We start from the raw sequence: 26,529 nt of genomic DNA, 5'->3' as shown, positions 1-26,529 counted from the left end.
TCAGAAAGTTTTTGAAACAGACAGCAGGGCCGCCGACTTCCCGAGGTTCTCTCCGGACGGGCTCAGGTAGCTGCTGGTGTTCGCCTTCACGTACGCCAGCGACACCGAGCAGACGCCCAGGTCCTTGGTGACGCCGAGCTTGTAGTCGGTGTAGGAAAGCGAACCGTTGTGGCGCACGTTCTGGCGCCCCGCGTGCAGGTTCAGCACGAAGCCGTTGCCGACGTCGACGTTGGCGCCGACGTCGAGGTAGCCGCTGCCCTTGCTGTCGGCGGTGCCGAACAGATTGGTCAGCGAATGCGAGTACTTGACGTAGGCCGGACCGTAGCCGAGCTGGCCGTACAGCTCGAAGGTATTGGCGTTCGGATGCAGGCCGTTATTCGGGTAGAAGTAGTACAGCCCGCCGACGTCGTAGGTGACATCCGCGCTCAGGTTGCCGCGCTTGCCGCCGTAGATGTCCCATTCGACGTCGCCGCTGCCGCCCAGGTCCTTGGTCCACTTGATGGTGGACAGCCAGGTGCCCACGTACAAACCGGTCGGGTTGTGCACGTAGTCGGCGCCGCCCTGCAGGGCCGGGTCGAGGCGGCTCTGGGATATGCCGCGGTAACGGTAGTCGCTGGTCAGCGCCGCGTTGTAGCTCACTTCATGCTCAGGTTTCTGCTCCTGCTCCTGTGCGCCGGCCAGTCCGGTAGTCAGGCTCCACAAACCTGCCGCCACGATGACGGTCTGCTGCCATTTGCTGTTTCGACGCTTCATACGACACTCCCTTGTAAATGAACTTTGAACCTGATGGGTTTACAATCCAGACTTCGCGTTCCTGTTTTGTATGTTGTATGGTTGCTTTAGCAGGATGCGTGCCACCCCCAGGAATGGCGCGGCCAGCCTTGTATTTCGCGGCTTCGCCCTTACTCTGGGTATGCAAAAAAATGACAAACGACGCCGCGAGGCGTGCGCCGTTCGGGTGCACGCACTAAATCAGCGACAGGTGCACGAAAAGGGTGCGCACTGTCTGTGCACACTGCAGGTGCGCGGCGGCTTCACTATGGAAAGATGGATATGAATAGCTTCTTCAACGACCTGCAGGGCAGGATCAACCAGGCGATCGAGAATTCGCCGGCCAAGGACATCGAGCGCAACGTCAAGGCCATGATGACCCAGGGCTTTTCGAAACTGGACCTGGTGACGCGCGAAGAGTTCGATATCCAGGCCCAGGTGCTGGCCAAGACCCGTGCCAAGCTCGATGCACTGGAACGGCGCGTGGCGGAACTGGAAGCGAAGCTGGCGGCGGAACAGAAGGTATAGGCTCAGCGAAAGGCGAGGCGCCGCACCAGGCGCCACAGGCCAAACACGGCGGCACCGCCCAGGCTCACGCCGATGACGATGCCCAGCATGACGCCGACGGGATTGCCCAGCCGGGCATCGTCGGCCATGAAGACGAGGACCGCGGCCAGCGCCAGCTGCGCCAGCCAGACGAAGCGCAGCGGCCGCAATGCCGCCACATCCCCCCGCCGCCGGAAGCGCAGCGCCACATACAGCACCGGCCCGCACAGCAGGCAGAACAACAGCGCCAGCACGGCGCAGCTCAGGATCAGTTTCGGCATCCCGGCACTATACAGCCTCGTCTGAGCCGGCCGCACGTTTGGCCGCTCTCAACAATGGCGCGGCGGCCTGCCCTCACCATCTGCAAGTCTTCATTCCGACAGGATCGCCATGAGTCTTGCAGTACTGCGCAGCCGGGCCTTGGCCGGCATGGACGCGCCCGCCGTCAGCGTCGAAGTGCATCTTGCGAACGGGCTGCCGGGCATGGCCATCGTCGGCCTGGCGGATGCCGAGGTGCGCGAATCGAAGGACCGGGTCCGCGCCGCGCTGCAGAATTCCGGCTTCGAACTGCCGAACCGGCGCATCACCATCAACCTCGCCCCAGCCGACCTGCCGAAGGAATCGGGCCGCTTCGACCTGCCGATCGCGCTCGGCATCCTGGCGGCCTCGGAACAGATTCCCTGCGATGCGCTGGACCGCTACGAGTTCGCCGGCGAACTCTCGCTGTCGGGAGAATTGCGCCCGATCCGTGGCGCGCTGGCGATGACCTTCGCCATGCACCGCAGCCCGGACGGCGCCAGACGCGCCTTCGTGCTGCCGCAGGCGAATGCCGACGAGGCGGCGCTGGTGAGCGATGCCGCCATCCATCCGGCGCGCACCCTGCTGGAGGTGTGCGCGCACTTCGCGGCCCAGGCCGGTAAAGAGGCGAATGAGGCGCGGCTGGCGCGCCACCGTCCGCCATCTGCCCTGGCGCCGCCGAGCTACCCCGACTTTGCCGATGTGAAGGGCCAGCAGCACGTCAAGCGCGCCCTCGAGATCGCGGCGGCCGGGCTGCATTCGGTCTTGCTGGTCGGCCCGCCCGGCGCCGGCAAGAGCATGCTGGCCTCGCGCTTTCCGGGCCTGCTGCCGCCGCTGAGCGACGAAGAAGCGCTGGAGTCGGCGGCGATCCAGTCGCTGGCCGGGCGCTTTTCGATCGAACGCTGGCGCCGCCGCCCTTTTCGCAGCCCGCACCATACCAGCTCGGGCATGGCCCTGGTCGGCGGCGGCGGGGTGCCGCGTCCCGGCGAGATCTCGCTGGCCCACCATGGGGTCCTGTTCCTCGACGAACTGCCCGAGTTCAGCCGCCACGTGCTGGAAGTGCTGCGCGAGCCGCTGGAATCCGGCCACATCACGATTTCGCGCGCGGCGCGCCAGGCCGACTTCCCCGCCAGTTTTCAACTGATCGCGGCCATGAATCCCTGCCCCTGCGGCTGGCTGGGCCACCCGTCCGGCAAATGCCGCTGCAGCCAGGACGCGGTGCTGCGCTACCAAGACAAGATTTCCGGCCCCCTGCTCGACCGCATCGACCTGCAGGTGCCGGTGTCCAGCATGGCGCCGGAATCGATGGCGGCCCAGGCCGACGGCGAAGCCAGCAGCGCGATCGCCGGACGCGTGGCGCAGGCCCATGCGATCCAGCTGGCGCGCCAGGGCAAGGCCAACCAGCGCCTGTCGACGCGCGAGATCGACCGCCATTGCGAACTCGACGACGACGCCGAGCAGCTGCTGCGCGGCGCGATGCGCCACCTGCACTGGTCGGCGCGCGCCTATCACCGGGTGCTGAAGGTGGCGCGCACGGTCGCCGACCTGGCGGATTCCACGCGGGTGCAATCGGCGCACGTGGCCGAGGCGATCCAATACCGGCGCGGGCTCATCGAGGCCTGAAGATTAATTGCAAAACATCAACGGTTGTACTGGCCGGCGGCGCGGGGCGCTGATACCATCGTTCCATGAACATCCGTCTCCCGTCGGCGTTTGCCCTCCTGCTGGCCAGCTTCCTGCTCGCCGCCTGCAGCCCCAAATACAACTGGCGCGACTATGCCAGTCCGGACGCGCCCTACCGGGTCATGTTCCCGGCCAAACCTGCCAGTTTTACGCGCACGATCGACCTCGACGGCATGCAGGTCAGCATGACGATGACGGCGGCCGACGTCGACGGCACCACCTTCGCGGTCGGCTCGGCCGAGGCGCCGGACGAGGCGCGCGCCCAGGCCGCGCTGGCGGCCATGCAGGAAGCGCTGGTGCGCAATATCGGCGCCACCGTCAGCAGCCAGAAGGACGCCGCCACACCCGGCAAGGCCAGCCGCGATGTCGAGGCCAGCGGCAGCGCCAGGGGCGCGCCGGTGCGCCTGGTCGGCCATTTCGAAGCGCGCGGCAAGCGCTTCTACCAGGTCATTGTGCTCGGCAAGGCCGATGCCATGCCGGCCGAGCAGGTCGAGCAGTTCCTCACCTCCTTCAAGCCATGAACAGCGACACCCACGATACCCCAGCACTGCAATTGCGCGCCCTGCGCAAGGCGTTCGGCCGTCCGGCCGTCGACGGCATCGACCTGAGCGTCAGGCGCGGCGAGCTGTACGCGCTGCTCGGCCCGAACGGCGCCGGCAAGACCACCACGCTGCGCATGGTCACCGGCCTGCTGGCGCCGGATTCCGGCCAGGTCGAGGTGCTCGGCATCGACCTCGCCGCCCATCCCGGCGCGGCCAAGCAGAAGATGGCTTATCTGCCGGACGACCCGCTCCTGTACGGCAAGCTCAAGCCGACCGAGTACCTGGAATTCGTCGCCGGCCTGTGGGGCATTGCCGCGGAAGACGCCGAACCGCGTGCACGCCGCCTGCTCGACTGGCTGGACCTGACGAAACATGCGCACGAGCTGACCGAAGGTTTTTCGCGCGGCATGAAGCAGAAGCTGGCCCTGGCGGGCGCCCTGATCCACGAACCCGAGCTGCTGATCCTGGACGAGCCGCTGACCGGCCTCGACGCCGCCGCGGCGCGCCAGGTCAAGGACCTGCTGGTGTCGCACGTCGCGAAGGGCGGCACCGTGATCCTGACCACCCACATCCTCGAGGTGGCCGAGCGCCTGGCGCAGCGCATCGGCATCATCCGCCAGGGACGCCTGATCGCGGAAGGCACACTGGCCGAGCTGCGCGAGCGCACCCATGGCGACAGCCTGGAAGACGTGTTCCTGCAGCTGACGGAGCAGGCGTGAAGGCGGCGCCGGGCTCGAGCCGCTGGCTGCTGGGCCACGAACTGCGGCTGGCCTGGTATAACGCGGCCGTCAACAAGGGAGGACGGCGACGCATGAGCTGGGCCAGCATCGGCGTCTGGATCGGCGCCTGGTTGGTGCTGCACGTGCTGGCCTTCGTCGTGCTGCGCAAGCTGCCGTCCGGCGGCGTCATGGACCCCAGATTCGCGATCCTGGCGACACTGGTGCTGGCGGCAATCGCTACCTTGATGCTCGCGTCCGCGCTCAGGGCCAGTGTAATGGCCTTGTTCGAGCGCGGCGACCTCGACCTGCTGCTGTCCTCGCCCTTGTCGTCGCGCAGCATCTTCACGGTGCGCCTGCTGGGCGTGATCCTGGCCGGCGCGGCGCTCTACCTGTTCCTGTTCGGGCCCCTGGTCCACGTCGGCGTGGCGCTGGGGCATGTCCGCTGGGTCGGCGTGTACGTGGCGATCATTACCACCGCCACGCTGATGGGCTGTCTCGGCATGCTGCTCACGCTGGCGCTGGTGCGCCTGCTGGGCGCGCGCCGCACGCGCGTGCTGGCCCAGGTGCTGGGTGCGGTGGCGGGCGCCCTGCTGTTCCTACTGTCGCAGTCCTACTCCATGTTCTCGCACGGCGCCGATGCCGGCGCCGCCGAACGCACGCTGCGCCGCCTGGCGGCATCGCCCTGGCTGGCGCCCGACAGCCCGCTGTGGCTGCCCGGCCGCGCCGTGCTCGGCGACCCGCTGCCGACGCTGGGCATGGCCCTGCTGGGCATCGCCGCGTTCGCGCTGACGGTGGGCCGCACCCATCGCTTCTTCGTGCATGGCCTGCAGCAGGCGGCCAGCAATGTCCGTGCGGCCGCCAGGCCGGCCGGGGCGGTGCGCCTGCAGTTCCGGCGCAGCCTGTTCGATACGGTGGTGGTCAAGGAATGGCGGCTGATCGCGCGCGATCCGCACCTGATCTCCCAGGTGCTGTTGCAACTGGTCTACCTGGTGCCAATGCTGTTCCTGGTTTTACGAAACAACGATGCGCCGGGCCCGGCGATTGGCGCCGGTCTCGCCCTCCTATGCAGTTCGCTGACCAGCTCGCTGACCTGGATCATCGTCGGCGCCGAGGATGCGCCGGACCTGCTGCAATCGTCGCCCGCGGCCGGCCGCATCGTCAAGCTGGCCAAGCTGGCGGCTTCGGTGATGCCGCCGCTGCTGCTGGTCACCCTGCCCCTGCTGTGGCTACTCGTGCGTGCGACGCTGGCCGGGCTGCTGATCGGCTTCGTGGTGGTGGGGGCCGTGCTGAGCGCCGCCCTGATCGTCAATTGGCTGGGCCGCCCGGTCAAGCGCAGCGATTTCAAGATGCGCGGCAAGGAAAACTTCCTGTGTGTGGTGATGGAGGGTATCAACACGCTCTGCTGGGGCGGCCTCGGCTGGCTGCTGGTATCGCTGGCGGCGGAGAGCGGCGCATCGGCGGGCTCGACGGCCTTGATGGCGGCCGGCCTGCTGGCGGCGGCCCTGCTGGCGCTGGCGCTGGCCTGGCTGATGCGGCGGCGCCCGTCCTGAACCCAACGTGTGGCTGCGCACCGACATCTTGCGGCTACTCGTGTTATCGTTTAGTCACGAATGATCGAACGAGACAGCTATGCTAATCACCTTCAAATCCAAAGCCTATCCCAACGTCCTCATGGTGCAGGACCATGCCCAGCGCATCTTCGATCTGCTGCACAAGGATCCCGAGCGCGGCGTCATCACCGCCGAAGAAGCCAACAAGGCGGTGCAACTGCTCGAGCGTGAAATCGAAGAAAGCCGCAAGCACCAGGCGACGGACGAAGTCGAACAGGACGTCAAGGCCCATTCCGGCGACGGCGAAGATGGCGAGCACGAGCCGGCCGAAGCGGTAAGCTTCTCGACCCGCGCCTATCCGCTGCTGGAAATGCTGCGCGCCGCGCGCAACCAGGGCACCGACGTCCTCTGGGGCGTCTGAACCGTCTTCAGGCGCCGGCGCGTGCTTAACGCGCCTCGGCAGACTCGGCTTGCGCCGGCGCCATCGCGACCCGGCTCTTGCCCTTGCGCTTGGCCTCGTACATTGCCTGGTCGGCGCATGCCAGCAGACGCGCCGGATCCGGCTGCTGATGCGGCATCTGCAGGGCCACCCCGATGCTGGCCCCCACCTGCACGCTGCCGCTGCCCAGGATGAACGGACGGGAGAGCTGGCCCAGCAGGTACTCGGCCTTGGCCGCCGCGTCGGCCGCATCGCTCAGCATCTCCAGGATCACCACGAATTCGTCGCCTGCCAACCGGGCCGCCATGTCGGTCTCGCGGATGCAATTCGCGATGCGGACGCCGAACTGGCGCAGCAGCTCGTCGCCCTCTTCGTGGCCGCGGGTATCGTTGATCTGCTTGAAGCCGTCCATGTCGAGGAACAGCACCGCGCACGGACGTTCCAGCCGGCCCGCACGGGCAATCGCTTCCGGCAAGGCCTGCATCAGCGCGCGCCGGTTGGGCAGGCCGGTCAGCACATCGCGCATCAGCAGCCCCTGCAGCTCGGCGGTCCGGGCCGCCACGGTTTCCTCCAGATGGGCGTTCATTGCCTCGAGCTCGGCGTGATGGCGGCGTTCGCTGCGAATCAGGCCGCGCAGCGCATCCGACAGGACCCCGGCTTCGTGAAAGCCGCCGGCCAGGGGAATCGCATCCGGATGCGCCTGCTCGGGCGCCTGGGCGATGTTCTCGATGGCGCCGCTCAGCGCTTTCAGGGGCGCCACGATGCGGCGCGCCAGCAGGGCCGCGACGCCGGCCAGGATCACTCCCAGTAGCAGACTGAACCACAATGCGCGGCGTTCGAAGCGATGCGCCGAGGCCATCGCCGCCTGTTCCGTCTGCCGCACCAGCACCGCCCAGTGCAGGTCGGAACCCTCACGGCTGCGTCCGCTCTTGCTGTAGCCCGTCACATACACCCGGCCATCGGGCCAGCGCTCCGTGACGGCGCCGGTCTGCCCCTGCTGGGCCAGTGTCAGGCTGCTGGTCGAGATACGCTTTTCAAGGATGTCGGCGGGGCCGAGCAGGACTATGCCGTCGCTGCGTACGACGATGATCTCGGCGCCGATATCGCGCTGCGCCGGCGTCAGCAGCTCACGGGCCAGGCTGCGCGCCCAAGCCCAGCTCAGGTGGATGGCGAGCACGCCGCTCAAGCTGCCGTCGGCATTGCGGATCGGTCCGGCGACGTCGACGAAGCGCCAGGGATCGGGGGTACGCGGCAGCAGTTGCCCTAACAGGGCGGCCGGATGGTAGTCGTTGGCCGTGAGCCCCTGCTGGCCTGTATGGAACCAGGGCCGGGCGCTGACGTCGCGGTGTTCCAGCAGGCCGCCAGTGGCAGCCACGACCTTGCCGTCGGCGGTGGCGAGGCCGATCCAGGCGTAATCGCTGAAATGGTGCTGCACGTTGTCGAGGATCCGGCGCGTGGCAGCCGGGTCGTCCGGACGCTGTACCTGAGGCAGGGTCGACAGCAGGTAGACATCGCGCACGGCCTGGTCCAGGGTGCGGTCGAGTGAATCGCGCATCTGCCAGGACAGTTGCTGCAGGCGCAGCCTTGCCTGTTCGGAGGCGTGTTCGATGGCGTAATAATCGGCGAGGAGCAGTTGCAGCAGGACCGTGATCGCCACGGTCAGGCAGGAAAACGACACCATCAATGCAGCAAGGCGGAGATGCCTGGGCCGCTTGGCTTGCGGGATGGTGTCGCTAGTGGCGGTCATGGTGAAGGTCGGAATAACAAAAGCGGAATGCTACCGTAGGCCCGCCTGTTGACTCCAGCAAATATTTATTCGATATGCGATTTTGTGGGGCTTTTGCCTATGTAAATTTGGCCAAACCCCGATGAAAAAGCGGCCACCCAAAGCAAAAAGCCCACTGAGTATCTACTCAGTGGGCTTTGCTTAATAATTAGCCTGACGATAACCTACTTTCACACTGGTTGCAGCACTATCATCGGCGCAAAGTCGTTTCACGGTCCTGTTCGGGATGGGAAGGGGTGGTACCGACTTGCTATGGTCATCAGGCATGACTTGTACGCGGACCGCTCGGGATGCAAGCGATACGCTGAATCTGGAAGAAGTGTTTTATCTGTTGTCTCAACAAGCAGCTGTCAAAACCCGGCAAGACTGCCAAGGTTATAGGGACAAGCCGTACGGGCAATTAGTATCGGTTAGCTTAATGCATTACTGCACTTCCACACCCGACCTATCAACGTCCTGGTCTCGAACGACCCTTCAAGGAGCTCAAGGCTCCGGGAAATCTCATCTCAAGGCGAGTTTCCCGCTTAGATGCTTTCAGCGGTTATCTCTTCCGAACTTAGCTACCCGGCAATGCCACTGGCGTGACAACCGGTACACCAGAGGTTCGTCCACTCCGGTCCTCTCGTACTAGGAGCAGCCCCCTTCAAATTTCCAACGCCCACGGCAGATAGGGACCAAACTGTCTCACGACGTTTTAAACCCAGCTCACGTACCACTTTAAATGGCGAACAGCCATACCCTTGGGACCGGCTACAGCCCCAGGATGTGATGAGCCGACATCGAGGTGCCAAACTCCCCCGTCGATATGAACTCTTGGGAGGAATCAGCCTGTTATCCCCAGAGTACCTTTTATCCGTTGAGCGATGGCCCTTCCATACAGAACCACCGGATCACTATGTCCTACTTTCGTACCTGCTCGACTTGTCGGTCTCGCAGTTAAGCACGCTTATGCCATTGCACTATTAGCACGATGTCCGACCGTACCTAGCGTACCTTCGAACTCCTCCGTTACACTTTAGGAGGAGACCGCCCCAGTCAAACTGCCTACCATGCACTGTCCCCGATCCGGATAACGGACCAAGGTTAGAACCTCAAACAAACCAGGGTGGTATTTCAAGGATGGCTCCACGAGAACTGGCGTCCCCGCTTCAAAGCCTCCCACCTATCCTACACAGATTGGTTCAAAGTCCAATGCAAAGCTACAGTAAAGGTTCATGGGGTCTTTCCGTCTAGCCGCGGGTAGATTGCATCATCACAAACATTTCAACTTCGCTGAGTCTCGGGAGGAGACAGTGTGGCCATCGTTACGCCATTCGTGCAGGTCGGAACTTACCCGACAAGGAATTTCGCTACCTTAGGACCGTTATAGTTACGGCCGCCGTTTACTGGGACTTCAATCAAGAGCTTGCACCCCATCATTTAATCTTCCAGCACCGGGCAGGCGTCACACCCTATACGTCCACTTTCGTGTTTGCAGAGTGCTGTGTTTTTATTAAACAGTCGCAGCCACCAGTTTATTGCAACCCTTTCACCCTCATGGAGTAAACCAATCAAGCTACCGGGGCGTACCTTATCCCGAAGTTACGGTACCAATTTGCCGAGTTCCTTCTCCCGAGTTCTCTCAAGCGCCTTAGAATACTCATCTCGCCCACCTGTGTCGGTTTGCGGTACGGTCTCGTATGACTGAAGCTTAGAGGCTTTTCTTGGAACCACTTCCGATTGCTTCGCAGCATGAAGCCGCTCGTCCCAGTCCCTTGAATTCCGCGCCCGGATTTGCCTAAGCGCCTTCTATGAACCAGAAACTGCCTATTCCAACAGGCAGACAACCTTCCGCGATCCGTCCCCCCATCGCATCATACGACGGTGCAGGAATATTAACCTGCTTCCCATCAGCTACGCATCTCTGCCTCGCCTTAGGGGCCGACTCACCCTGCTCCGATGAACGTTGAACAGGAAACCTTGGGCTTTCGGCGAGGGGGCTTTTCACCCCCTTTATCGCTACTCATGTCAGCATTCGCACTTCTGATACCTCCAGCATCCTTTACAAGACACCTTCGCAGGCTTACAGAACGCTCTCCTACCATATAGATCAAGTGATAAATCACGAGAAATATATCCGCAGCTTCGGTGACTGGCTTAGCCCCGTTACATCTTCCGCGCAGGACGACTCGATCAGTGAGCTATTACGCTTTCTTTAAATGATGGCTGCTTCTAAGCCAACATCCTGACTGTTTTAGCCTTCCCACTTCGTTTTCCACTTAGCCAATCTTTGGGACCTTAGCTGGCGGTCTGGGTTGTTTCCCTCTTGACGCCGGACGTTAGCACCCGACGTCTGTCTCCCAAGCTCGCACTCATCGGTATTCGGAGTTTGCAATGGTTTGGTAAGTCGCAATGACCCCCTAGCCATAACAGTGCTCTACCCCCGGTGGTGATACTTGAGGCACTACCTAAATAGTTTTCGGAGAGAACCAGCTATTTCCAGGTTTGTTTAGCCTTTCACCCCTACCCACAGCTCATCCCCTAATTTTTCAACATTAGTGGGTTCGGACCTCCAGGGCGTGTTACCGCACCTTCATCCTGGCCATGGGTAGATCACCTGGTTTCGGGTCTACACCCAGCGACTGTCGCCCTGTTCGGACTCGATTTCTCTACGGCTCCCCGATCTGGTTAACCTCGCCACTGAATGTAAGTCGCTGACCCATTATACAAAAGGTACGCCGTCACCCCACGAAGAGGCTCCGACTGTTTGTATGCACACGGTTTCAGGATCTATTTCACTCCCCTCCCGGGGTTCTTTTCGCCTTTCCCTCACGGTACTGGTTCACTATCGGTCGATTACGAGTATTTAGCCTTGGAGGATGGTCCCCCCATCTTCAGACAGGATTTCTCGTGTCCCGCCCTACTTGTCGTACGCTTAGTACCACCGTTCGGATTTCGTGTACGGGGCTATCACCCGCTATGGCCGCCATTTCCAGAGCGTTCCACTATCCGATCGACTATCACGTACAAGGCTCATCCCATTTCGCTCGCCACTACTTTGGGAATCTCGGTTGATTTCTTTTCCTGCAGCTACTTAGATGTTTCAGTTCGCCGCGTTCGCTTCACACACCTATGTATTCAGTGAGTGATGACCTAAAAGGCCGGGTTTCCCCATTCGGAAATCTGCGGATCAAAGTGTGTTTGCTCACTCCCCGCAGCTTATCGCAAGCTACTACGTCCTTCATCGCCTGTAATCGCCAAGGCATCCACCATGTGCACTTATTCACTTGTCCCTATAACGTTGGCCTCTACATGAGTAATAGAGAACGTCATAGGCAAATGACAGCTTACTTTGTTTGTTGATACAACAGATTACTACCCTAAGTGTGCATTCGGTCGTTAGACCAATTACACGCTTAAAGAAAACTTTACTTCTTCCAGATTGTTAAAGAACGAGAACTACACTTATCGAAACTCAGTTTGCTCTGAACTTGGATAAATGCAGTGATGAAGAGTGGTGGAGGATGACGGGATCGAACCGACGACCCCCTGCTTGCAAAGCAGGTGCTCTCCCAGCTGAGCTAATCCCCCGACATACATCTAACGTGGTAGGGCTGGTTGGACTCGAACCAACGACCCCCGCGTTATCAACACGGTGCTCTAACCAGCTGAGCTACAGCCCCGAAAACTCTTCTCGTTTAACTTCATGAACAGTCGATAAGCGTAGGCGCTTGATGCTGAGCTTTCGCTCCAGTGCCACTCTAGAAAGGAGGTGATCCAGCCGCACCTTCCGATACGGCTACCTTGTTACGACTTCACCCCAGTCACGAATCCTACCGTGGTAAGCGCCCTCCTTGCGGTTAAGCTACCTACTTCTGGTAAAACCCGCTCCCATGGTGTGACGGGCGGTGTGTACAAGACCCGGGAACGTATTCACCGCGACATGCTGATCCGCGATTACTAGCGATTCCAACTTCACGCAGTCGAGTTGCAGACTGCGATCCGGACTACGATACACTTTCTGGGATTAGCTCCCCCTCGCGGGTTGGCGGCCCTCTGTATGTACCATTGTATGACGTGTGAAGCCCTACCCATAAGGGCCATGAGGACTTGACGTCATCCTCACCTTCCTCCGGTTTGTCACCGGCAGTCTCATTAGAGTGCTCAACTGAATGTAGCAACTAATGACAAGGGTTGCGCTCGTTGCGGGACTTAACCCAACATCTCACGACACGAGCTGACGACAGCCATGCAGCACCTGTGTTCAGGCTCCCTTTCGGGCACTCCCCGATCTCTCGAGGATTCCTGACATGTCAAGGGTAGGTAAGGTTTTTCGCGTTGCATCGAATTAATCCACATCATCCACCGCTTGTGCGGGTCCCCGTCAATTCCTTTGAGTTTTAATCTTGCGACCGTACTCCCCAGGCGGTCTACTTCACGCGTTAGCTGCGTTACCAAGTCAATTAAGACCCGACAACTAGTAGACATCGTTTAGGGCGTGGACTACCAGGGTATCTAATCCTGTTTGCTCCCCACGCTTTCGTGCATGAGCGTCAGTCTTGACCCAGGGGGCTGCCTTCGCCATCGGTGTTCCTCCACATCTCTACGCATTTCACTGCTACACGTGGAATTCTACCCCCCTCTGCCAGACTCCAGCCTTGCAGTCTCCAACGCAATTCCCAGGTTGAGCCCGGGGATTTCACGTCAGACTTACAAAACCGCCTGCGCACGCTTTACGCCCAGTAATTCCGATTAACGCTTGCACCCTACGTATTACCGCGGCTGCTGGCACGTAGTTAGCCGGTGCTTATTCTTCAGGTACCGTCATTAGCCGGGGATATTAGCCCCAACCGTTTCTTCCCTGACAAAAGAGCTTTACAACCCGAAGGCCTTCTTCACTCACGCGGCATTGCTGGATCAGGCTTGCGCCCATTGTCCAAAATTCCCCACTGCTGCCTCCCGTAGGAGTCTGGGCCGTGTCTCAGTCCCAGTGTGGCTGGTCGTCCTCTCAGACCAGCTACTGATCGTCGCCTTGGTGAGCCTTTACCTCACCAACTAGCTAATCAGACATCGGCCGCTCCAAAAGCATGAGGTCCGAAGATCCCCCACTTTCTTCCGTAGAACGTATGCGGTATTAGCGTAACTTTCGCTACGTTATCCCCCACTTCTGGGTACGTTCCGATGTATTACTCACCCGTTCGCCACTCGCCGCCAGGTTGCCCCGCGCTGCCGTTCGACTTGCATGTGTAAAGCATGCCGCCAGCGTTCAATCTGAGCCAGGATCAAACTCTTCAGTTTAATCTCTGTTTTGTCATCCGCTTTCGCAGACAACGTGTCGCTCACTCAAAATACTGACCGTTACTCATTGCTGAGCAACGTATTTCTTTTGTGTGAACATTTGATAATTTAAGCATTCAGCAACCGCTTACGCGGTTGCTGGCACTTCATCAAACGCCCACACTTATCGACTGTTGATTGTTAAAGAACTGTGTTCTGATCTGCTTGCCATTGCGACGAATCGTTTTGTTCGTCAGCAGCAGAGGAATGAGATTATGCAGTGTTTCGCTTAACTCGTCAACCCCTCCGTTTTTCTGTAGCGCACTCGGCATGGCCGTTTAAACAAGTTTAAATAGTTGATTCCATTAAACTTTTCGTGCGCTGCAGAAGCAGGACGCGAACTATAGCAAATGGAGGCCAGTGAATGCAAGGGGGCTGTTGCGTGCTACATTAATCAATAGTCGACTTCCACCGATAGAGCCGCAGTCCAGGGCCAACCAGGAGACATGGGATGACTTATCAATTGCCGGCGATTATCGCCAGTTCGCATCGCCGTTCCCAGCATTTCGGTCTGCGCGCCGACCTCCGCCCGGATTTCGATCCCCTGTCCGGATCCGCCCTCTCTGCCCTGGTCGAGCAGAACCGCATGCTCTACAGCCACGCGCTGCCGGCGATGGAAACCCTGTACCAGCAGATCGCCAATACCCACCATACCGTCTTGCTGACCGATGCCCGCGGCGTGATCCTGCACTCGCTGGGCGACGCCGACTTCCTAGCAAAAGCCAGCCGCGTCGCGCTCACCCCCGGCGTCGACTGGTCCGAGGAGAGCAAGGGCACGAATGCGATCGGCACCGCCATCGCCGAGCAGGCGCCGGCCACGGTGCACGCGGACCAGCACTACCTGACGGCGAACCACTTCCTGACCTGCTCCGCCGCGCCCATCACCGACCATTGCGGCAAGGTGGTCGGTGTGCTCGACGTCAGCGGCGACCGGCGCAGCTTCCACAAGCACACCATGGCCCTGGTGCGGATGTCGGCCCTGATGATCGAGAACCAGCTGTTCGCCGCCGCCTTCGAAAACGCGATCACCCTGCACTTCCACACCCGTCCGGAATTCATCGGCACCCTCATGGAAGGCATCGCCTCCTTCACGCCGGGCGGCCGCTTCCTGGCGGCGAACCGCAATGGCCTGTTCCAGCTCGGCCTGTCCACGCCGGCCCTGCAGGCGCACACCTTCAGCTCCCTGTTCGGGCAGCCACTGTCCAGCCTCTACGATCACTACCGCAACGCGGCGCCGGGCCTGCTCGACCTCTGCATGCACAACGGCGTGCGCGTGCGCGGCCGCGCCGAGCTGCGCCTGACACATGGCGTACATGCCCTGAACGATGCACCTGCCCTGCCCGCGCCGGCAGTGCCGCCACAGGCTGAGCCCGATGTCCCGCCACGCTCCCGGCTGCAAGCCCTGAACACCGGCGACGTCCGCCTCGCGCAGGCGATCGCCAAAATCGACAAGGTGCTCGGCCGCGGCGTGCCGATCCTGATCACCGGCGAGACCGGCACCGGCAAGGAATGGCTGGCCCAGGCCGTCCACCAGGATTCGCCGCGTGCGCGTGGCCCCTTCGTCGCGGTCAACTGCGCCGCGATTCCGGAAGCCCTGATCGAATCCGAGCTGTTCGGCTACGAGGAAGGCGCCTTCACCGGCGCGCGCAGGAAGGGCGCTGCCGGCAGGATCGCGCAGGCCCATGGCGGCACCCTGTTCCTCGACGAGATCGGCGACATGCCGCTCGCCCTGCAGGCGCGCCTGCTGCGCGTGCTCGAGGAACGCAAGGTCGTGCCGCTGGGCGGCGCCAGGCCGGTCGCGGTCGACGTCGAACTGGTCTGCGCAACCAACCACGACCTGCGCAAGCGCATCGCCGAGGGCCTGTTCCGCGAAGACCTGTATTACCGGCTGAACGGCCTGGTGCTGAAGCTGCCGCCGCTGCGCGAGCGCAGCGACCTCGACGCCATCGTCGCGCAGATGCTGTCCAGGGAAGGCCGGCGCGTGGCCGACGACGTGCTGCGCCTGTTCAGGCGCCATGCCTGGCCCGGCAACCTGCGCCAGCTCGCCAGCCTGCTGCGCACCGCGGCCCTGATGGCCGGCGACGAGGACGAGATCGGCGTGCGGCACCTGCCCGACGATTTCCTGGACGATGCCGCGCTCGCTACTTCGTCAGCGGCAGCGCCACCGGAACGCGCCGAGCCCGGCGCCAGGCTCGAAGACCTGGCGCTGAGCGCCATCCTGCGCACCCTCGACGCGCACGACGGCAATGTCTCGGCCGCCGCGCGCGCCCTGGGTGTGTCGCGCAACACGATCTACCGCAAGCTGCCGAAGACTAGCCAGCCGGCTGTGCCCGCAAGCGCTCGCACTCCTCGTCCGTGAACAGCCGCGAGCGGGTCAGGAAGCGCCGGCCGGTGCCGTTATCGAGCGAGAACATGCCGCCGTTACCGGCCACCACGTCGATGATCAGCTGGGTGTGCTCCCAATAGCCGAACTGCTCCCGCCCCATGTAGAACGGCGTCCCGTCCAGGCTGCCCAGGCAGACGTCGGTATCGCTGATGTTGAACTCGCCCGCCGGGTAGCACATCGGCGCGCTGCCGTCGCAGCAGCCGCCGGACTGGAAGAACATCAGCGGTCCGTGACGCTGCCGCAGCTCGCCGAGGAAGGCCAGCGCGGCAGGCGTCGCGGTCACGCGCTCGATCGGCGTCACCATCGCTTCGGTTGGCATAAGCGTCAGAAGAAGCCGAGCGCCTTCGGGCTGTAGCTCACCAGCAGGTTCTTGGTCTGCTGGTAGTGATCGAGCATCATCTTGTGGTTCTCGCGCCCGATGCCCGACTGCTTGTAGCCGCCGAAGGCCGCATGCGCCGGGTACAGGTGGTAGCAGTTGGTCCAGACCCGGCCCGCCTGGATCGCGCGGCCGACGCGGAAGGCGCGGCTGCCGTCGCGGGTCCACAGGCCGGCGCCCAGGCCGTACAGGGTGTCGTTGGCGATGCGCAGGGCATCGGCTTCGTCCTTGAAGGTGGTGACCGACACCACCGGGCCGAAGATCTCTTCCTGGAAGATGCGCATCCGGTTATCGCCCTTGAACACGGTCGGATGCACGTAGTAGCCGCCGGACAGGTCGCCCTCGTGGGTGGCGCGCTCGCCGCCGGCCAGCACCTCGGCGCCTTCCTGGCGGCCGATGTCGAGGTAGGACAGGATCTTCTCGAGCTGCTCCTGCGAGGCCTGGGCGCCGATCATGGTGCTCTCGTCGAGCGGATTGCCGGCCTTGATCCGGGCGACCCGCGCCAGCGCACGCTCCATGAACTTCTCGTAGATCGATTCCTGCACCAGCACCCGCGACGGGCAGGTGCAGACCTCGCCCTGGTTCAGCGCGAACATGGCGAAGCCTTCCAGGCACTTGTCGAAGAACTCGTCGTCCGCATCCATCACGTCCGCGAAGAAGATATTCGGCGACTTGCCGCCCAGTTCCAGCGTCACCGGGATCAGGTTCTGCGCCGCGTACTGCATGATCAGGCGGCCGGTGCCGGTCTCGCCGGTGAAGGCGATCTTGGCGATGCGCTTGCTGGAAGCGAGCGGCTTGCCGGCTTCCAGGCCGTAGCCGTTGACGATGTTGATCACGCCGGCCGGCAGCAGGTCGCCGATCAGCTCGATCAGCACCATGATCGAGGCCGGGGTCTGTTCGGCCGGCTTGAGCACGACGCAGTTGCCGGCCGCGAGCGCGGGCGCCAGCTTCCACACCGCCATCAGGATCGGGAAATTCCAGGGGATGATCTGGCCGACCACGCCCAGCGGCTCATGGAAGTGGTAGGCGTAGGTCTCGTGGTCGATGGTCGAGATCGCGCCTTCCTGGGTGCGGATGCAGCCGGCGAAGTAGCGGAAATGGTCGATCGCCAGCGGCAGGTCGGCCGCCATCGTCTCGCGGATCGGCTTGCCGTTGTCGATGGTTTCGGCGGTCGCGAGCATCTTGAGGTTCTGCTCCATGCGATCCGCGATCTTGTTCAGGATGTTGGCACGCTCGGTGGGCGAGGTCTTGCCCCAGGCTTCCCTGGCGGCATGGGCAGCGTCGAGCGCGGCGTCGATGTCTTCCGCGGTCGAGCGCGCCACTTCGCAGAAGGGCTGGCCGGTGATCGGGGTTACGTTGGCGAAATACTCGCCCTTGACCGGCGCAACGAACTGGCCGCCGATGTAGTTGTCGTAGCGCTGACGGAAGGGGTTTGCGACGCCGAGTTTGCTGATGTCTGCCAGGTTCATGTCATCCTCTTTTCTCGTTGGTTGTTGGCCTGCCGGCCGGTGTGTGCGACACCGCCCCACTCTCGCAAGCGCCGTGCCAGCCCGGCCGCGGCATCGCCCCGAGGGACGACACGGGCGCCCCGGCCGGCGATGCGTCCTGTTCCGGGACACCTGCTCCAGATTGACACAGGCCGATGGAGCAAGCGCGCAGCGGATTTCCTGCCCGGCAGGTATAGTGCGTGCCGAGATCACGGAGAAAAAATGAAACACCACGTACTCGCTTCCAGCGTCATCGCGGCGCTGTCCGCCGCCAATGCATCCCTTGTCTTCGCCGCCGACGACGCGACCACGCCGACCAATGTGGTCGTGGTCACGGGCAGCCGCGCCGAACACCTGAGCTTCGACCTGCCGGCCTCGATCGACGTCGTCAACGCCGCGCAGATCGGCGCGGCCCAGCCGCGCGTGAACGTCTCCGAAGCCCTGGCCGCGGTGCCGGGGCTGGTGGTGCAGAACCGCCAGAACTATGCGCAGGATCTGCAGATCTCGTCGCGCGGCTTCGGCGCCCGCTCGGCCTTCGGCGTGCGCGGCGTGCGCCTGATCGCCGACGGCATTCCGGCCACCATGCCCGACGGCCAGGGCCAGGCCGCCACCTTCGACCTCGACCTGGCCGAGCGCATCGAAGTGCTGCGCGGCCCCTTCTCGGCCCTGTACGGCAACCACTCCGGCGGCGTGATCCAGATGTTTACGCGCGATCCGAAGGGCGCGCAGGAGGTCGAACTGAACGTCAGCGCCGGCAGCTACGGCAGCCACAAGACCGACCTGAACGCGAGCGGCAGCGCCGGCGGCGTCGGCTACCTGCTGGATGCGTCCCGTTTCGACACCGACGGCTACCGCAGCCACAGCGCCGCCCGGCGCGACCAGGCCTATGCCAAGCTCAGCTTCACGCCGAGTTCGACCAGCCGCCTGGTGCTCGTCGCCGGCGGACTGCGCCAGGACGATACGCAAGACCCGCTCGGCGCCACCTGGGCCACCTGGCAGCGCGACCCGCGCGCGGGCGAGATCGACACCAGCGACCCGCAGAATCCGCAGCGCACCTACGCCGAGCGCTACAACACCCGCAAGAGCATCGACCACCAGCAGCTGGGCGCGACCTGGGAACAGCGCTTCGGCAGCGACCGGCTGCACGTCACCGCCTACGTCGGCAACCGCCGCGTGATCCAGTACCAGGCTTTCTCGCAAGGCTTCCAGGCGCCGCCGAGCCACTCGGGCGGCGTGGTCGACTTCGACCGCGACTTCCACGGTATCGACGCCAACTGGAACATGTCGCGGCCCCTCCTCGACGGCACGCTGCGCTCGACCTTCGGCATCGAGGCGGGGGCCTCGAACGACGACCGCAAGGGGTATGAAAACTTCGTGGGCAGCGAGTTCGGCGTCAAGGGCCGCCTGCGCCGCGACGAGAACGACGACGTGAACAACCTCGACCCGTATGCCCAGTTCGAATGGGAGCGCGGCCCCTGGGTGCTGAGCGCCGGCCTGCGCCACAGCCGGGTCGACTTCGACGTCGAGGACCGCTACCTCGCCAACGGCAACGACAGCGGCAGCGTCAGCTACCACCACACGACGCCGTTGCTCGGCGTCCTCTACAAGGTGAACCCCGGCCTGAACGTTTACGCCAGCGCCGCGCGCGGCTTCGAGACCCCGACCCTGAACGAGGTGTTCTACTCGGGCGTCGGCGGCGGCTTCAATTTCGCGCTGGCGCCGGCCAAGAGCACGCATTTGGAGGCCGGCGTGAAAGCCATGCCGATGGACGGCGTGCGCATCAATGCGGCCGTGTTCCAGGTGAAGACCAGCGACGAGCTGGTGGTCGACAGCGCTTCCGGCGGACGCACCAGCTACCGCAACGCCAGCGCGACCCTGCGTCAGGGCGGCGAACTGTCGCTCGACGCCGCGTGGCGGCGCAACTGGACCGGCAGGCTGGCCCTGAGCGTCCTGCGCGCCGTCTACGACGAAGGCTTCGGCGCCGTCCTCGCGGGCAGCCGCCTGCCGGGCGTGCCGAACGCCAGCCTGTACGGCGAGCTTGGCTGGAAGGATGAGGCTGACCGCTACGGCGCGGCGCTCGAGACGATCGCGAACACCAAGATGTATCCGGACGATGCCAACCAGGCCAATCCGGCGCCGGGCTACATGATCGCCAACCTGCGCGTGCAGGCCCAGCAGCAGCTCGGCGCCTGGCGGGTGAAAGAGTATGCGCGCGTAAACAACCTGCTCGACCGCAATTACATCGGCTCGGTGATCGTTGGCGACAGCAACCGCCGCTATTACGAAGCCGCGCCGGGCCGCAACTGGGTCATCGGCGCCAGCATGCAGTACCGCTTCTAGGTGTCCTGCCGGGCGGGGATGCGCACATCGGGATACAGACGGCCGAACACGTCGTCGACCACTGCCGTGAGCAGGTCGTAGAGCTGTCCGGCGCCCTTGTTGTCCTGGCTGCGCAGCGCCTCCCAGAAGCGCTCGAGGTCCGGACAGTGCGCCTGCAGCGCCGCCTCCACCGCCGCCTGCCAGAACGGCGGCGCCTCGCCTTCGACGAAATTCCCACGGCCGCGGCCGAAGTGGGCGACGGCCAGGTAGCGCAGGATGCTGCTGACCATTAGCGTGCGCAGGAAAGGCGGCGCAAACTGCACGGTCGGATGGTTGCGGTCGGTGGTCGTATTGAATCCCCAGGCGGCGCCGGCCATCGTCAGCGCACCGACGATCGCGCCCAGCAGCGCGCCGCCCCCCAGCGTCAGTCCACCCGCCATCAGGTCGGCGGAGAGTCCCGTCGCCGCGCCCGAGACCACCGCGCCGAGCAGGCCGGCCTGGGTCTTGTCGAGCGGCGCGCGGACCTTGAAGTTGTCGCGCACGCGGGCGTTGATGCGGGCCGCGTCGCCGGGGTCCAGGCGGTGCAGGGTCAGCAGGCGCGTGGTGGCTTGCGCGATCCGTCCCTCGAGCCGTTCGACCAGCCGCGCCATCGCCGCTTCCTGGCGACGCGCATCGGATTTACCCAGCTTGACCGCCTTGAGCGCCGACTGCAGGAAGCTGCCCCCTTCCTCGGGGATGGCTTCGCTGTCGCGCGCCGCCGCAGCCAGCTGGTCGGCGGTGATGCGCAAGGAATCGTGGTAGCGCGCCAGGCTGTTCGCTTCCCAGGCCGCGCGCAGGCGCGCATAAGCGGCGCGTTTCGGTTCCGGCACCAGTTTTCCGACCGCTTCATAGAAGACGTGTTCGTGCACCCAGCAGCGCGCGAAGGCGTCGAGCGCGAGCACGTCGCGCACGATGGGGTACTGGTCGAGGTGCTGCTTCCACAAGCTCTGCTCAGCCTGCTCCTCGGCGGCGGGACGCGGCGGACCCAATTGGTTGAGCAGGACCACGACCGGCTTGCCGAGCCACTCCAGGATACGCATCTCGGCCGGCAGGTAGCCGGCATCGCGCGGGTGTTCGCTCGAATTCACCAGGTAGAGCACCACGTCGGCCTCGTCGCGCGCGGCGCGCAAGGCCTGCTGGCTGAGCCAGAACGGACGGTCGCGATAGCGGTCGAACACCTCGCGCAGGAACCAGCCGATCGGATTGCCCGACATGGCGAGCCGCTTGAGCAGGCGCACCGAATCGCCGAAGCCGGGCGTGTCCCACAAGAGCAGGCTGTCGCCCTGCTCGGTGGATTGCAGCAGGTGCGCTTCGGAGAAGGTGGTCACGTGGGCGGCATCGCGCACTTCGCCGACATCCATTCCCACCAGGGTGCGCGCGAGGGTGGTCTTGCCATTGTTCGTGTGTGAAACCAGCGCGAACTGGACCTTGGCCGGCTCGCTCATCGTGCGCCCGCCGCGGCCACGCCGCCATCGGTGCCGGACAGGTACTTCGCAGGCTGGAGCAGGTTCACCACCGTCACCGGGAGCTGGTGATAGGTGCAGAACTGGCGCCACAGGGCGATCCGTTCGGCCAGCCGCGCATCGGCGCCTTCCTGCTGCATCGCGCGTTCCGTCAAGGAGGATTCGTCGGCCAGCACCGTCACGCCGCCGGGCAGCTGGCGCGCGATCGCGGACAGCAGCGCGCCGTGGTTCTCCTGTTCGGGCGTGGCGGCGAGGTTGAACAGCACCGCCGTCACGGTTCTCGTCTCGCCGGTCTCGGGGCGCAGATCCTGCAGGACGAACTTCGGATCTTCGCCGTAGGGCAGCGCCGGCCGCAGCATCACGCGAGTCTGCTCGCCGAACATGCTTGCTGCGATCTCGGACAGGCCGCGGTCGCGGCGTTCGTCGAGCGTGAAGCTGTAGGGCAGCACGCGCAGCGTCACCGGCCCGGGACCGGCGCCGATGTGGTCGGCGAGCTTGAGGTAGTACGGCTGCTGCAGGTCGAGCGGAAAGCGTCGTGCGAGCCGGGCCGCGCGCCAGCCGGCGAACAGCGACAGGACCAGGCGCGGCAGGATCACCAGCAGCAGCAGGGTCGCAGCGTACAGGTGAACCCAGCGTGCGCCGCCGGCCGCAGAGGGTTCCTGCACGAAGCGCAGGGCCTGCACGTCGGCGACGCTGAAGCCGTCGAGCGGGAATAAAAACATGGCGGGAGCGAACAGCCAGGACAGCAGGGTGTGAACCTGCTTCGCGTCGAGGAAGGTGCTCTCCCAGCCGGCCGCATATTCCGTCAGCAGGCCGCGCGCGTACAGGGAGATGACGGCGCCCAGCGCGAACGCGGCGGCCGACAGGTGAATGGTGCGGCTCAGGCGCGCGTGGTTCAGCTTCCATGAGAGCTGGGTCCAGTCGGCGGCATACTCGCCGAGGGCTGCCGCCAGCGGCGCCGGCAGCTTGCGCGGCAGCCTGGCCTTGCCGACGCTGAGCCTGCGCATTGTCTCGGCACTGACCCAGCCCGTGCGCCTGGATGGAACCAGGAGCCAGGCCAGCAGGATCACGTAGACCAGCAGGTTCCAGCCGATGATCAGCAGGAGCGGCGCCGACAGCAGGTCGACGCGGTGCGGATCGGCGATGTGATCGATGGCGCCCCCCAGGATCAGGGCAAGCAGCGGCAGCAGCACGGACAGCACCGGCAACAAGGGGCGCCGCTGCAGGAAGGCGCGGAAGGCGGGTGTGCGTTCGGCCAGGCGTTTGAGGATCTGCTCGGAGCGCTGTTCGAGGAAGTGGTCGAGCGTGAGCGGCGATTTGCTGTCGGCCGCGGACCATTGCGCGAGTTCGCGTGCGCTGCGGCTGGCGTACATGCGGTCGTCGTCGCTCAGGATCTCATGTTTGATGTCCGCAGTTTCGATGGCGCGGACCAGGGTCACCTTCCTCGCAACCTGTTCTTTCATGCTGTTGGCCTTAATGGTTAGACAACAGCTGCATTGTGCCGCAAATCGCCGTGGGGCGACGGATGGGACGCGCAAAAGCAAAAAGCCCCACCAGATCACTGGTGGGGCTTTGCTTAATAATTAGCCTGACGATAACCTACTTTCACACTGGTTGCAGCACTATCATCGGCGCAAAGTCGTTTCACGGTCCTGTTCGGGATGGGAAGGGGTGGTACCGACTTGCTATGGTCATCAGGCATGACTTGTACGGGTTTCGTCGTCGTGTGGCGACGCTACCCTGAATCTGGAAGAAGTGTTTTATCTGTTGTCTCAACAAGCAGCTGTCAAAACCCGGCAAAGACTGCCAAGGTTATAGGGACAAGCCGTACGGGCAATTAGTATCGGTTAGCTTAATGCATTACTGCACTTCCACACCCGACCTATCAACGTCCTGGTCTCGAACGACCCTTCAAGGAGCTCAAGGCTCCGGGAAATCTCATCTCAAGGCGAGTTTCCCGCTTAGATGCTTTCAGCGGTTATCTCTTCCGAACTTAGCTACCCGGCAATGCCACTGGCGTGACAACCGGTACACCAGAGGTTCGTCCACTCCGGTCCTCTCGTACTAGGAGCAGCCCCCTTCAAATTTCCAACGCCCACGGCAGATAGGGACCAAACTGTCTCACGACGTTTTAAACCCAGCTCACGTACCACTTTAAATGGCGAACAGCCATACCCTTGGGACCGGCTACAGCCCCAGGATGTGATGAGCCGACATCGAGGTGCCAAACTCCCCCGTCGATATGAACTCTTGGGAGGAATCAGCCTGTTATCCCCAGAGTACCTTTTATCCGTTGAGCGATGGCCCTTCCATACAGAACCACCGGATCACTATGTCCTACTTTCGTACCTGCTCGACTTGTCGGTCTCGCAGTTAAGCACGCTTATGCCATTGCACTATTAGCACGATGTCCGACCGTACCTAGCGTACCTTCGAACTCCTCCGTTACACTTTAGGAGGAGACCGCCCCAGTCAAACTGCCTACCATGCACTGTCCCCGATCCGGATAACGGACCAAGGTTAGAACCTCAAACAAACCAGGGTGGTATTTCAAGGATGGCTCCACGAGAACTGGCGTCCCCGCTTCAAAGCCTCCCACCTATCCTACACAGATTGGTTCAAAGTCCAATGCAAAGCTACAGTAAAGGTTCATGGGGTCTTTCCGTCTAGCCGCGGGTAGATTGCATCATCACAAACATTTCAACTTCGCTGAGTCTCGGGAGGAGACAGTGTGGCCATCGTTACGCCATTCGTGCAGGTCGGAACTTACCCGACAAGGAATTTCGCTACCTTAGGACCGTTATAGTTACGGCCGCCGTTTACTGGGACTTCAATCAAGAGCTTGCACCCCATCATTTAATCTTCCAGCACCGGGCAGGCGTCACACCCTATACGTCCACTTTCGTGTTTGCAGAGTGCTGTGTTTTTATTAAACAGTCGCAGCCACCAGTTTATTGCAACCCTTTCACCCTCATGGAGTAAACCAATCAAGCTACCGGGGCGTACCTTATCCCGAAGTTACGGTACCAATTTGCCGAGTTCCTTCTCCCGAGTTCTCTCAAGCGCCTTAGAATACTCATCTCGCCCACCTGTGTCGGTTTGCGGTACGGTCTCGTATGACTGAAGCTTAGAGGCTTTTCTTGGAACCACTTCCGATTGCTTCGCAGCATGAAGCCGCTCGTCCCAGTCCCTTGAATTCCGCGCCCGGATTTGCCTAAGCGCCTTCTATGAACCAGAAACTGCCTATTCCAACAGGCAGACAACCTTCCGCGATCCGTCCCCCCATCGCATCATACGACGGTGCAGGAATATTAACCTGCTTCCCATCAGCTACGCATCTCTGCCTCGCCTTAGGGGCCGACTCACCCTGCTCCGATGAACGTTGAACAGGAAACCTTGGGCTTTCGGCGAGGGGGCTTTTCACCCCCTTTATCGCTACTCATGTCAGCATTCGCACTTCTGATACCTCCAGCATCCTTTACAAGACACCTTCGCAGGCTTACAGAACGCTCTCCTACCATATAGATCAAGTGATAAATCACGAGAAATATATCCGCAGCTTCGGTGACTGGCTTAGCCCCGTTACATCTTCCGCGCAGGACGACTCGATCAGTGAGCTATTACGCTTTCTTTAAATGATGGCTGCTTCTAAGCCAACATCCTGACTGTTTTAGCCTTCCCACTTCGTTTTCCACTTAGCCAATCTTTGGGACCTTAGCTGGCGGTCTGGGTTGTTTCCCTCTTGACGCCGGACGTTAGCACCCGACGTCTGTCTCCCAAGCTCGCACTCACCGGTATTCGGAGTTTGCAATGGTTTGGTAAGTCGCAATGACCCCCTAGCCATAACAGTGCTCTACCCCCGGTGGTGATACTTGAGGCACTACCTAAATAGTTTTCGGAGAGAACCAGCTATTTCCAGGTTTGTTTAGCCTTTCACCCCTACCCACAGCTCATCCCCTAATTTTTCAACATTAGTGGGTTCGGACCTCCAGGGCGTGTTACCGCACCTTCATCCTGGCCATGGGTAGATCACCTGGTTTCGGGTCTACACCCAGCGACTGTCGCCCTGTTCGGACTCGATTTCTCTACGGCTCCCCGATCTGGTTAACCTCGCCACTGAATGTAAGTCGCTGACCCATTATACAAAAGGTACGCCGTCACCCCACGAAGAGGCTCCGACTGTTTGTATGCACACGGTTTCAGGATCTATTTCACTCCCCTCCCGGGGTTCTTTTCGCCTTTCCCTCACGGTACTGGTTCACTATCGGTCGATTACGAGTATTTAGCCTTGGAGGATGGTCCCCCCATCTTCAGACAGGATTTCTCGTGTCCCGCCCTACTTGTCGTACGCTTAGTACCACCGTTCGGATTTCGTGTACGGGGCTATCACCCGCTATGGCGCTTATTTCCAGAAGCTTCCACTATCCGATCGACTATCACGTACAAGGCTCATCCCATTTCGCTCGCCACTACTTTGGGAATCTCGGTTGATTTCTTTTCCTGCAGCTACTTAGATGTTTCAGTTCGCCGCGTTCGCTTCACACACCTATGTATTCAGTGAGTGATGACCCAAAGGGCCGGGTTTCCCCATTCGGAAATCTGCGGATCAAAGTGTGTTTGCTCACTCCCCGCAGCTTATCGCAAGCTACTACGTCCTTCATCGCCTGTAATCGCCAAGGCATCCACCATGTGCACTTATTCACTTGTCCCTATAACGTTGGCCTCTACATGAGTAATAGAGAACGTCATAGGCAAATGACAGCTTACTATGTTTGTTGATACAACAGATTACTACCCTAAGTGTTCAATA

15 protein-coding genes, 2 tRNA genes and 5 rRNA genes are annotated in these 26,529 nt (G+C 62.2%); 8 read left to right on the top strand and 14 right to left on the bottom strand.

Features of this window, described 5'->3' with window-relative positions; all coding sequences use genetic code 11:
- Nucleotides 1–753 (bottom strand): TorF family putative porin, encoded by a 753-nt coding sequence (locus tag AM586_RS18885; RefSeq protein WP_047827008.1) that lies wholly within the window; start codon nt 751–753, stop codon nt 1–3.
- Nucleotides 754–1,047: 294 nt separating this feature from the next.
- Here AM586_RS18885 and AM586_RS18880 point away from each other — a divergent pair, with 294 nt between their 5' ends.
- Nucleotides 1,048–1,299 carry an accessory factor UbiK family protein gene (locus tag AM586_RS18880; RefSeq protein ID WP_047827007.1) on the top strand — a complete coding sequence of 84 codons (252 nt, stop codon included), beginning with the start codon at nt 1,048–1,050 and terminating at the stop codon, nt 1,297–1,299.
- A 2-nt stretch (nt 1,300–1,301) separates the two neighbouring features.
- On the opposite strand, the gene AM586_RS18875 is transcribed toward AM586_RS18880, so the two are convergent.
- On the bottom strand, nt 1,302–1,598 hold the full coding sequence (locus AM586_RS18875) for a hypothetical protein (RefSeq protein WP_047827006.1): 297 nt from the start codon (nt 1,596–1,598) through the stop codon (nt 1,302–1,304).
- Between the two features lie 109 nt (nt 1,599–1,707).
- Between AM586_RS18875 and AM586_RS18870 the strand changes: the two genes are divergently transcribed.
- From AM586_RS18870 to AM586_RS18850, 5 genes are all read left to right on the top strand, one after another.
- A complete protein-coding gene (locus AM586_RS18870) occupies nt 1,708–3,237 on the top strand; it encodes a YifB family Mg chelatase-like AAA ATPase (protein WP_047827005.1) in 1,530 nt (509 codons plus the stop codon).
- 65 nt (nt 3,238–3,302) lie between these two features.
- Nucleotides 3,303–3,818 (top strand): hypothetical protein, encoded by a 516-nt coding sequence (locus AM586_RS18865; protein WP_047827004.1) that lies wholly within the window; start codon nt 3,303–3,305, stop codon nt 3,816–3,818.
- Nucleotides 3,815–4,558, top strand: a complete 744-nt coding sequence (locus tag AM586_RS18860) for an ABC transporter ATP-binding protein (RefSeq protein ID WP_047827003.1) — start codon at nt 3,815–3,817, stop codon at nt 4,556–4,558. The genes AM586_RS18865 and AM586_RS18860 overlap by 4 nt, the downstream gene beginning before the upstream one ends.
- Nucleotides 4,555–6,108: a hypothetical protein gene (locus AM586_RS18855; RefSeq protein ID WP_047827002.1), complete on the top strand. Its 1,554-nt coding sequence runs from the start codon at nt 4,555–4,557 to the stop codon at nt 6,106–6,108. The genes AM586_RS18860 and AM586_RS18855 overlap by 4 nt, the downstream gene beginning before the upstream one ends.
- A 79-nt stretch (nt 6,109–6,187) precedes the next feature.
- Entirely contained in the window at nt 6,188–6,529 is a 342-nt protein-coding gene (locus tag AM586_RS18850; protein ID WP_047827001.1) for a DUF1840 domain-containing protein, read from the top strand.
- Between the two features lie 25 nt (nt 6,530–6,554).
- On the opposite strand, the gene AM586_RS18845 is transcribed toward AM586_RS18850, so the two are convergent.
- The 6 genes from AM586_RS18845 to AM586_RS18820 all read right to left on the bottom strand — a co-directional run bounded on the left by AM586_RS18845 (nt 6,555) and on the right by AM586_RS18820 (nt 13,610).
- Nucleotides 6,555–8,294 carry a sensor domain-containing diguanylate cyclase gene (locus AM586_RS18845; protein ID WP_047827000.1) on the bottom strand — a complete coding sequence of 580 codons (1,740 nt, stop codon included), beginning with the start codon at nt 8,292–8,294 and terminating at the stop codon, nt 6,555–6,557.
- A gap of 190 nt (nt 8,295–8,484) precedes the next feature.
- Nucleotides 8,485–8,597: ribosomal RNA gene (gene rrf, locus AM586_RS18840) — 5S ribosomal RNA — on the bottom strand.
- A 115-nt stretch (nt 8,598–8,712) separates the two neighbouring features.
- Nucleotides 8,713–11,605: ribosomal RNA gene (locus tag AM586_RS18835) — 23S ribosomal RNA — on the bottom strand.
- Nucleotides 11,606–11,827: 222 nt separating this feature from the next.
- A tRNA-Ala gene (locus tag AM586_RS18830) sits at nt 11,828–11,903 on the bottom strand.
- Between the two features lie 15 nt (nt 11,904–11,918).
- Nucleotides 11,919–11,995 (bottom strand) — tRNA-Ile (locus AM586_RS18825).
- Between the two features lie 82 nt (nt 11,996–12,077).
- Nucleotides 12,078–13,610, bottom strand: a 16S ribosomal RNA gene (locus AM586_RS18820).
- The 16S, 23S and 5S rRNA genes sit together here with 2 tRNA genes alongside, the layout of an rRNA operon.
- Before the next feature lie 490 nt (nt 13,611–14,100).
- Here AM586_RS18820 and AM586_RS18815 point away from each other — a divergent pair.
- Nucleotides 14,101–16,008: a sigma-54-dependent Fis family transcriptional regulator gene (locus AM586_RS18815; protein ID WP_082439401.1), complete on the top strand. Its 1,908-nt coding sequence runs from the start codon at nt 14,101–14,103 to the stop codon at nt 16,006–16,008.
- Here AM586_RS18815 and AM586_RS18810 read toward each other — a convergent pair.
- Both AM586_RS18810 and adh read right to left on the bottom strand, forming a co-directional pair.
- Nucleotides 15,962–16,354: a DUF779 domain-containing protein gene (locus AM586_RS18810; protein WP_373887959.1), complete on the bottom strand. Its 393-nt coding sequence runs from the start codon at nt 16,352–16,354 to the stop codon at nt 15,962–15,964. The two genes, AM586_RS18815 and AM586_RS18810, sit on opposite strands and share 47 nt — an antisense overlap.
- A gap of 5 nt (nt 16,355–16,359) precedes the next feature.
- On the bottom strand, nt 16,360–17,880 hold the full coding sequence (gene adh, locus AM586_RS18805) for an aldehyde dehydrogenase (RefSeq protein ID WP_047826818.1): 1,521 nt from the start codon (nt 17,878–17,880) through the stop codon (nt 16,360–16,362).
- A 240-nt stretch (nt 17,881–18,120) separates the two neighbouring features.
- Here adh and AM586_RS18800 point away from each other — a divergent pair, with 240 nt between their 5' ends.
- A complete protein-coding gene (locus tag AM586_RS18800) occupies nt 18,121–20,238 on the top strand; it encodes a TonB-dependent receptor (RefSeq protein WP_047826817.1) in 2,118 nt (705 codons plus the stop codon).
- On the opposite strand, the gene AM586_RS18795 is transcribed toward AM586_RS18800, so the two are convergent.
- The 4 genes from AM586_RS18795 to AM586_RS18780 all read right to left on the bottom strand — a co-directional run bounded on the left by AM586_RS18795 (nt 20,235) and on the right by AM586_RS18780 (nt 26,428).
- Complete coding sequence (locus tag AM586_RS18795) at nt 20,235–21,701, bottom strand: GTPase domain-containing protein (protein WP_047826816.1); 1,467 nt, start codon at nt 21,699–21,701, stop codon at nt 20,235–20,237. The two genes, AM586_RS18800 and AM586_RS18795, sit on opposite strands and share 4 nt — an antisense overlap.
- On the bottom strand, nt 21,698–23,182 hold the full coding sequence (locus AM586_RS18790; RefSeq protein ID WP_047826815.1) for a DUF2868 domain-containing protein: 1,485 nt from the start codon (nt 23,180–23,182) through the stop codon (nt 21,698–21,700). The genes AM586_RS18795 and AM586_RS18790 overlap by 4 nt, the downstream gene beginning before the upstream one ends.
- 123 nt (nt 23,183–23,305) lie before the next feature.
- Nucleotides 23,306–23,418: ribosomal RNA gene (rrf, locus tag AM586_RS18785) — 5S ribosomal RNA — on the bottom strand.
- A 117-nt stretch (nt 23,419–23,535) separates the two neighbouring features.
- Nucleotides 23,536–26,428: ribosomal RNA gene (locus AM586_RS18780) — 23S ribosomal RNA — on the bottom strand.
- Nucleotides 26,429–26,529 lie beyond the last annotated feature (101 nt).

The organism is Massilia sp. WG5, assembly GCF_001412595.2.
Taxonomy (GTDB): Bacteria; Pseudomonadota; Gammaproteobacteria; order Burkholderiales; family Burkholderiaceae_D; genus Telluria.
The sequence above is the reverse complement of the archived record's forward strand: the minus strand, read 5'-3'. Positions and strand labels throughout refer to the sequence as shown.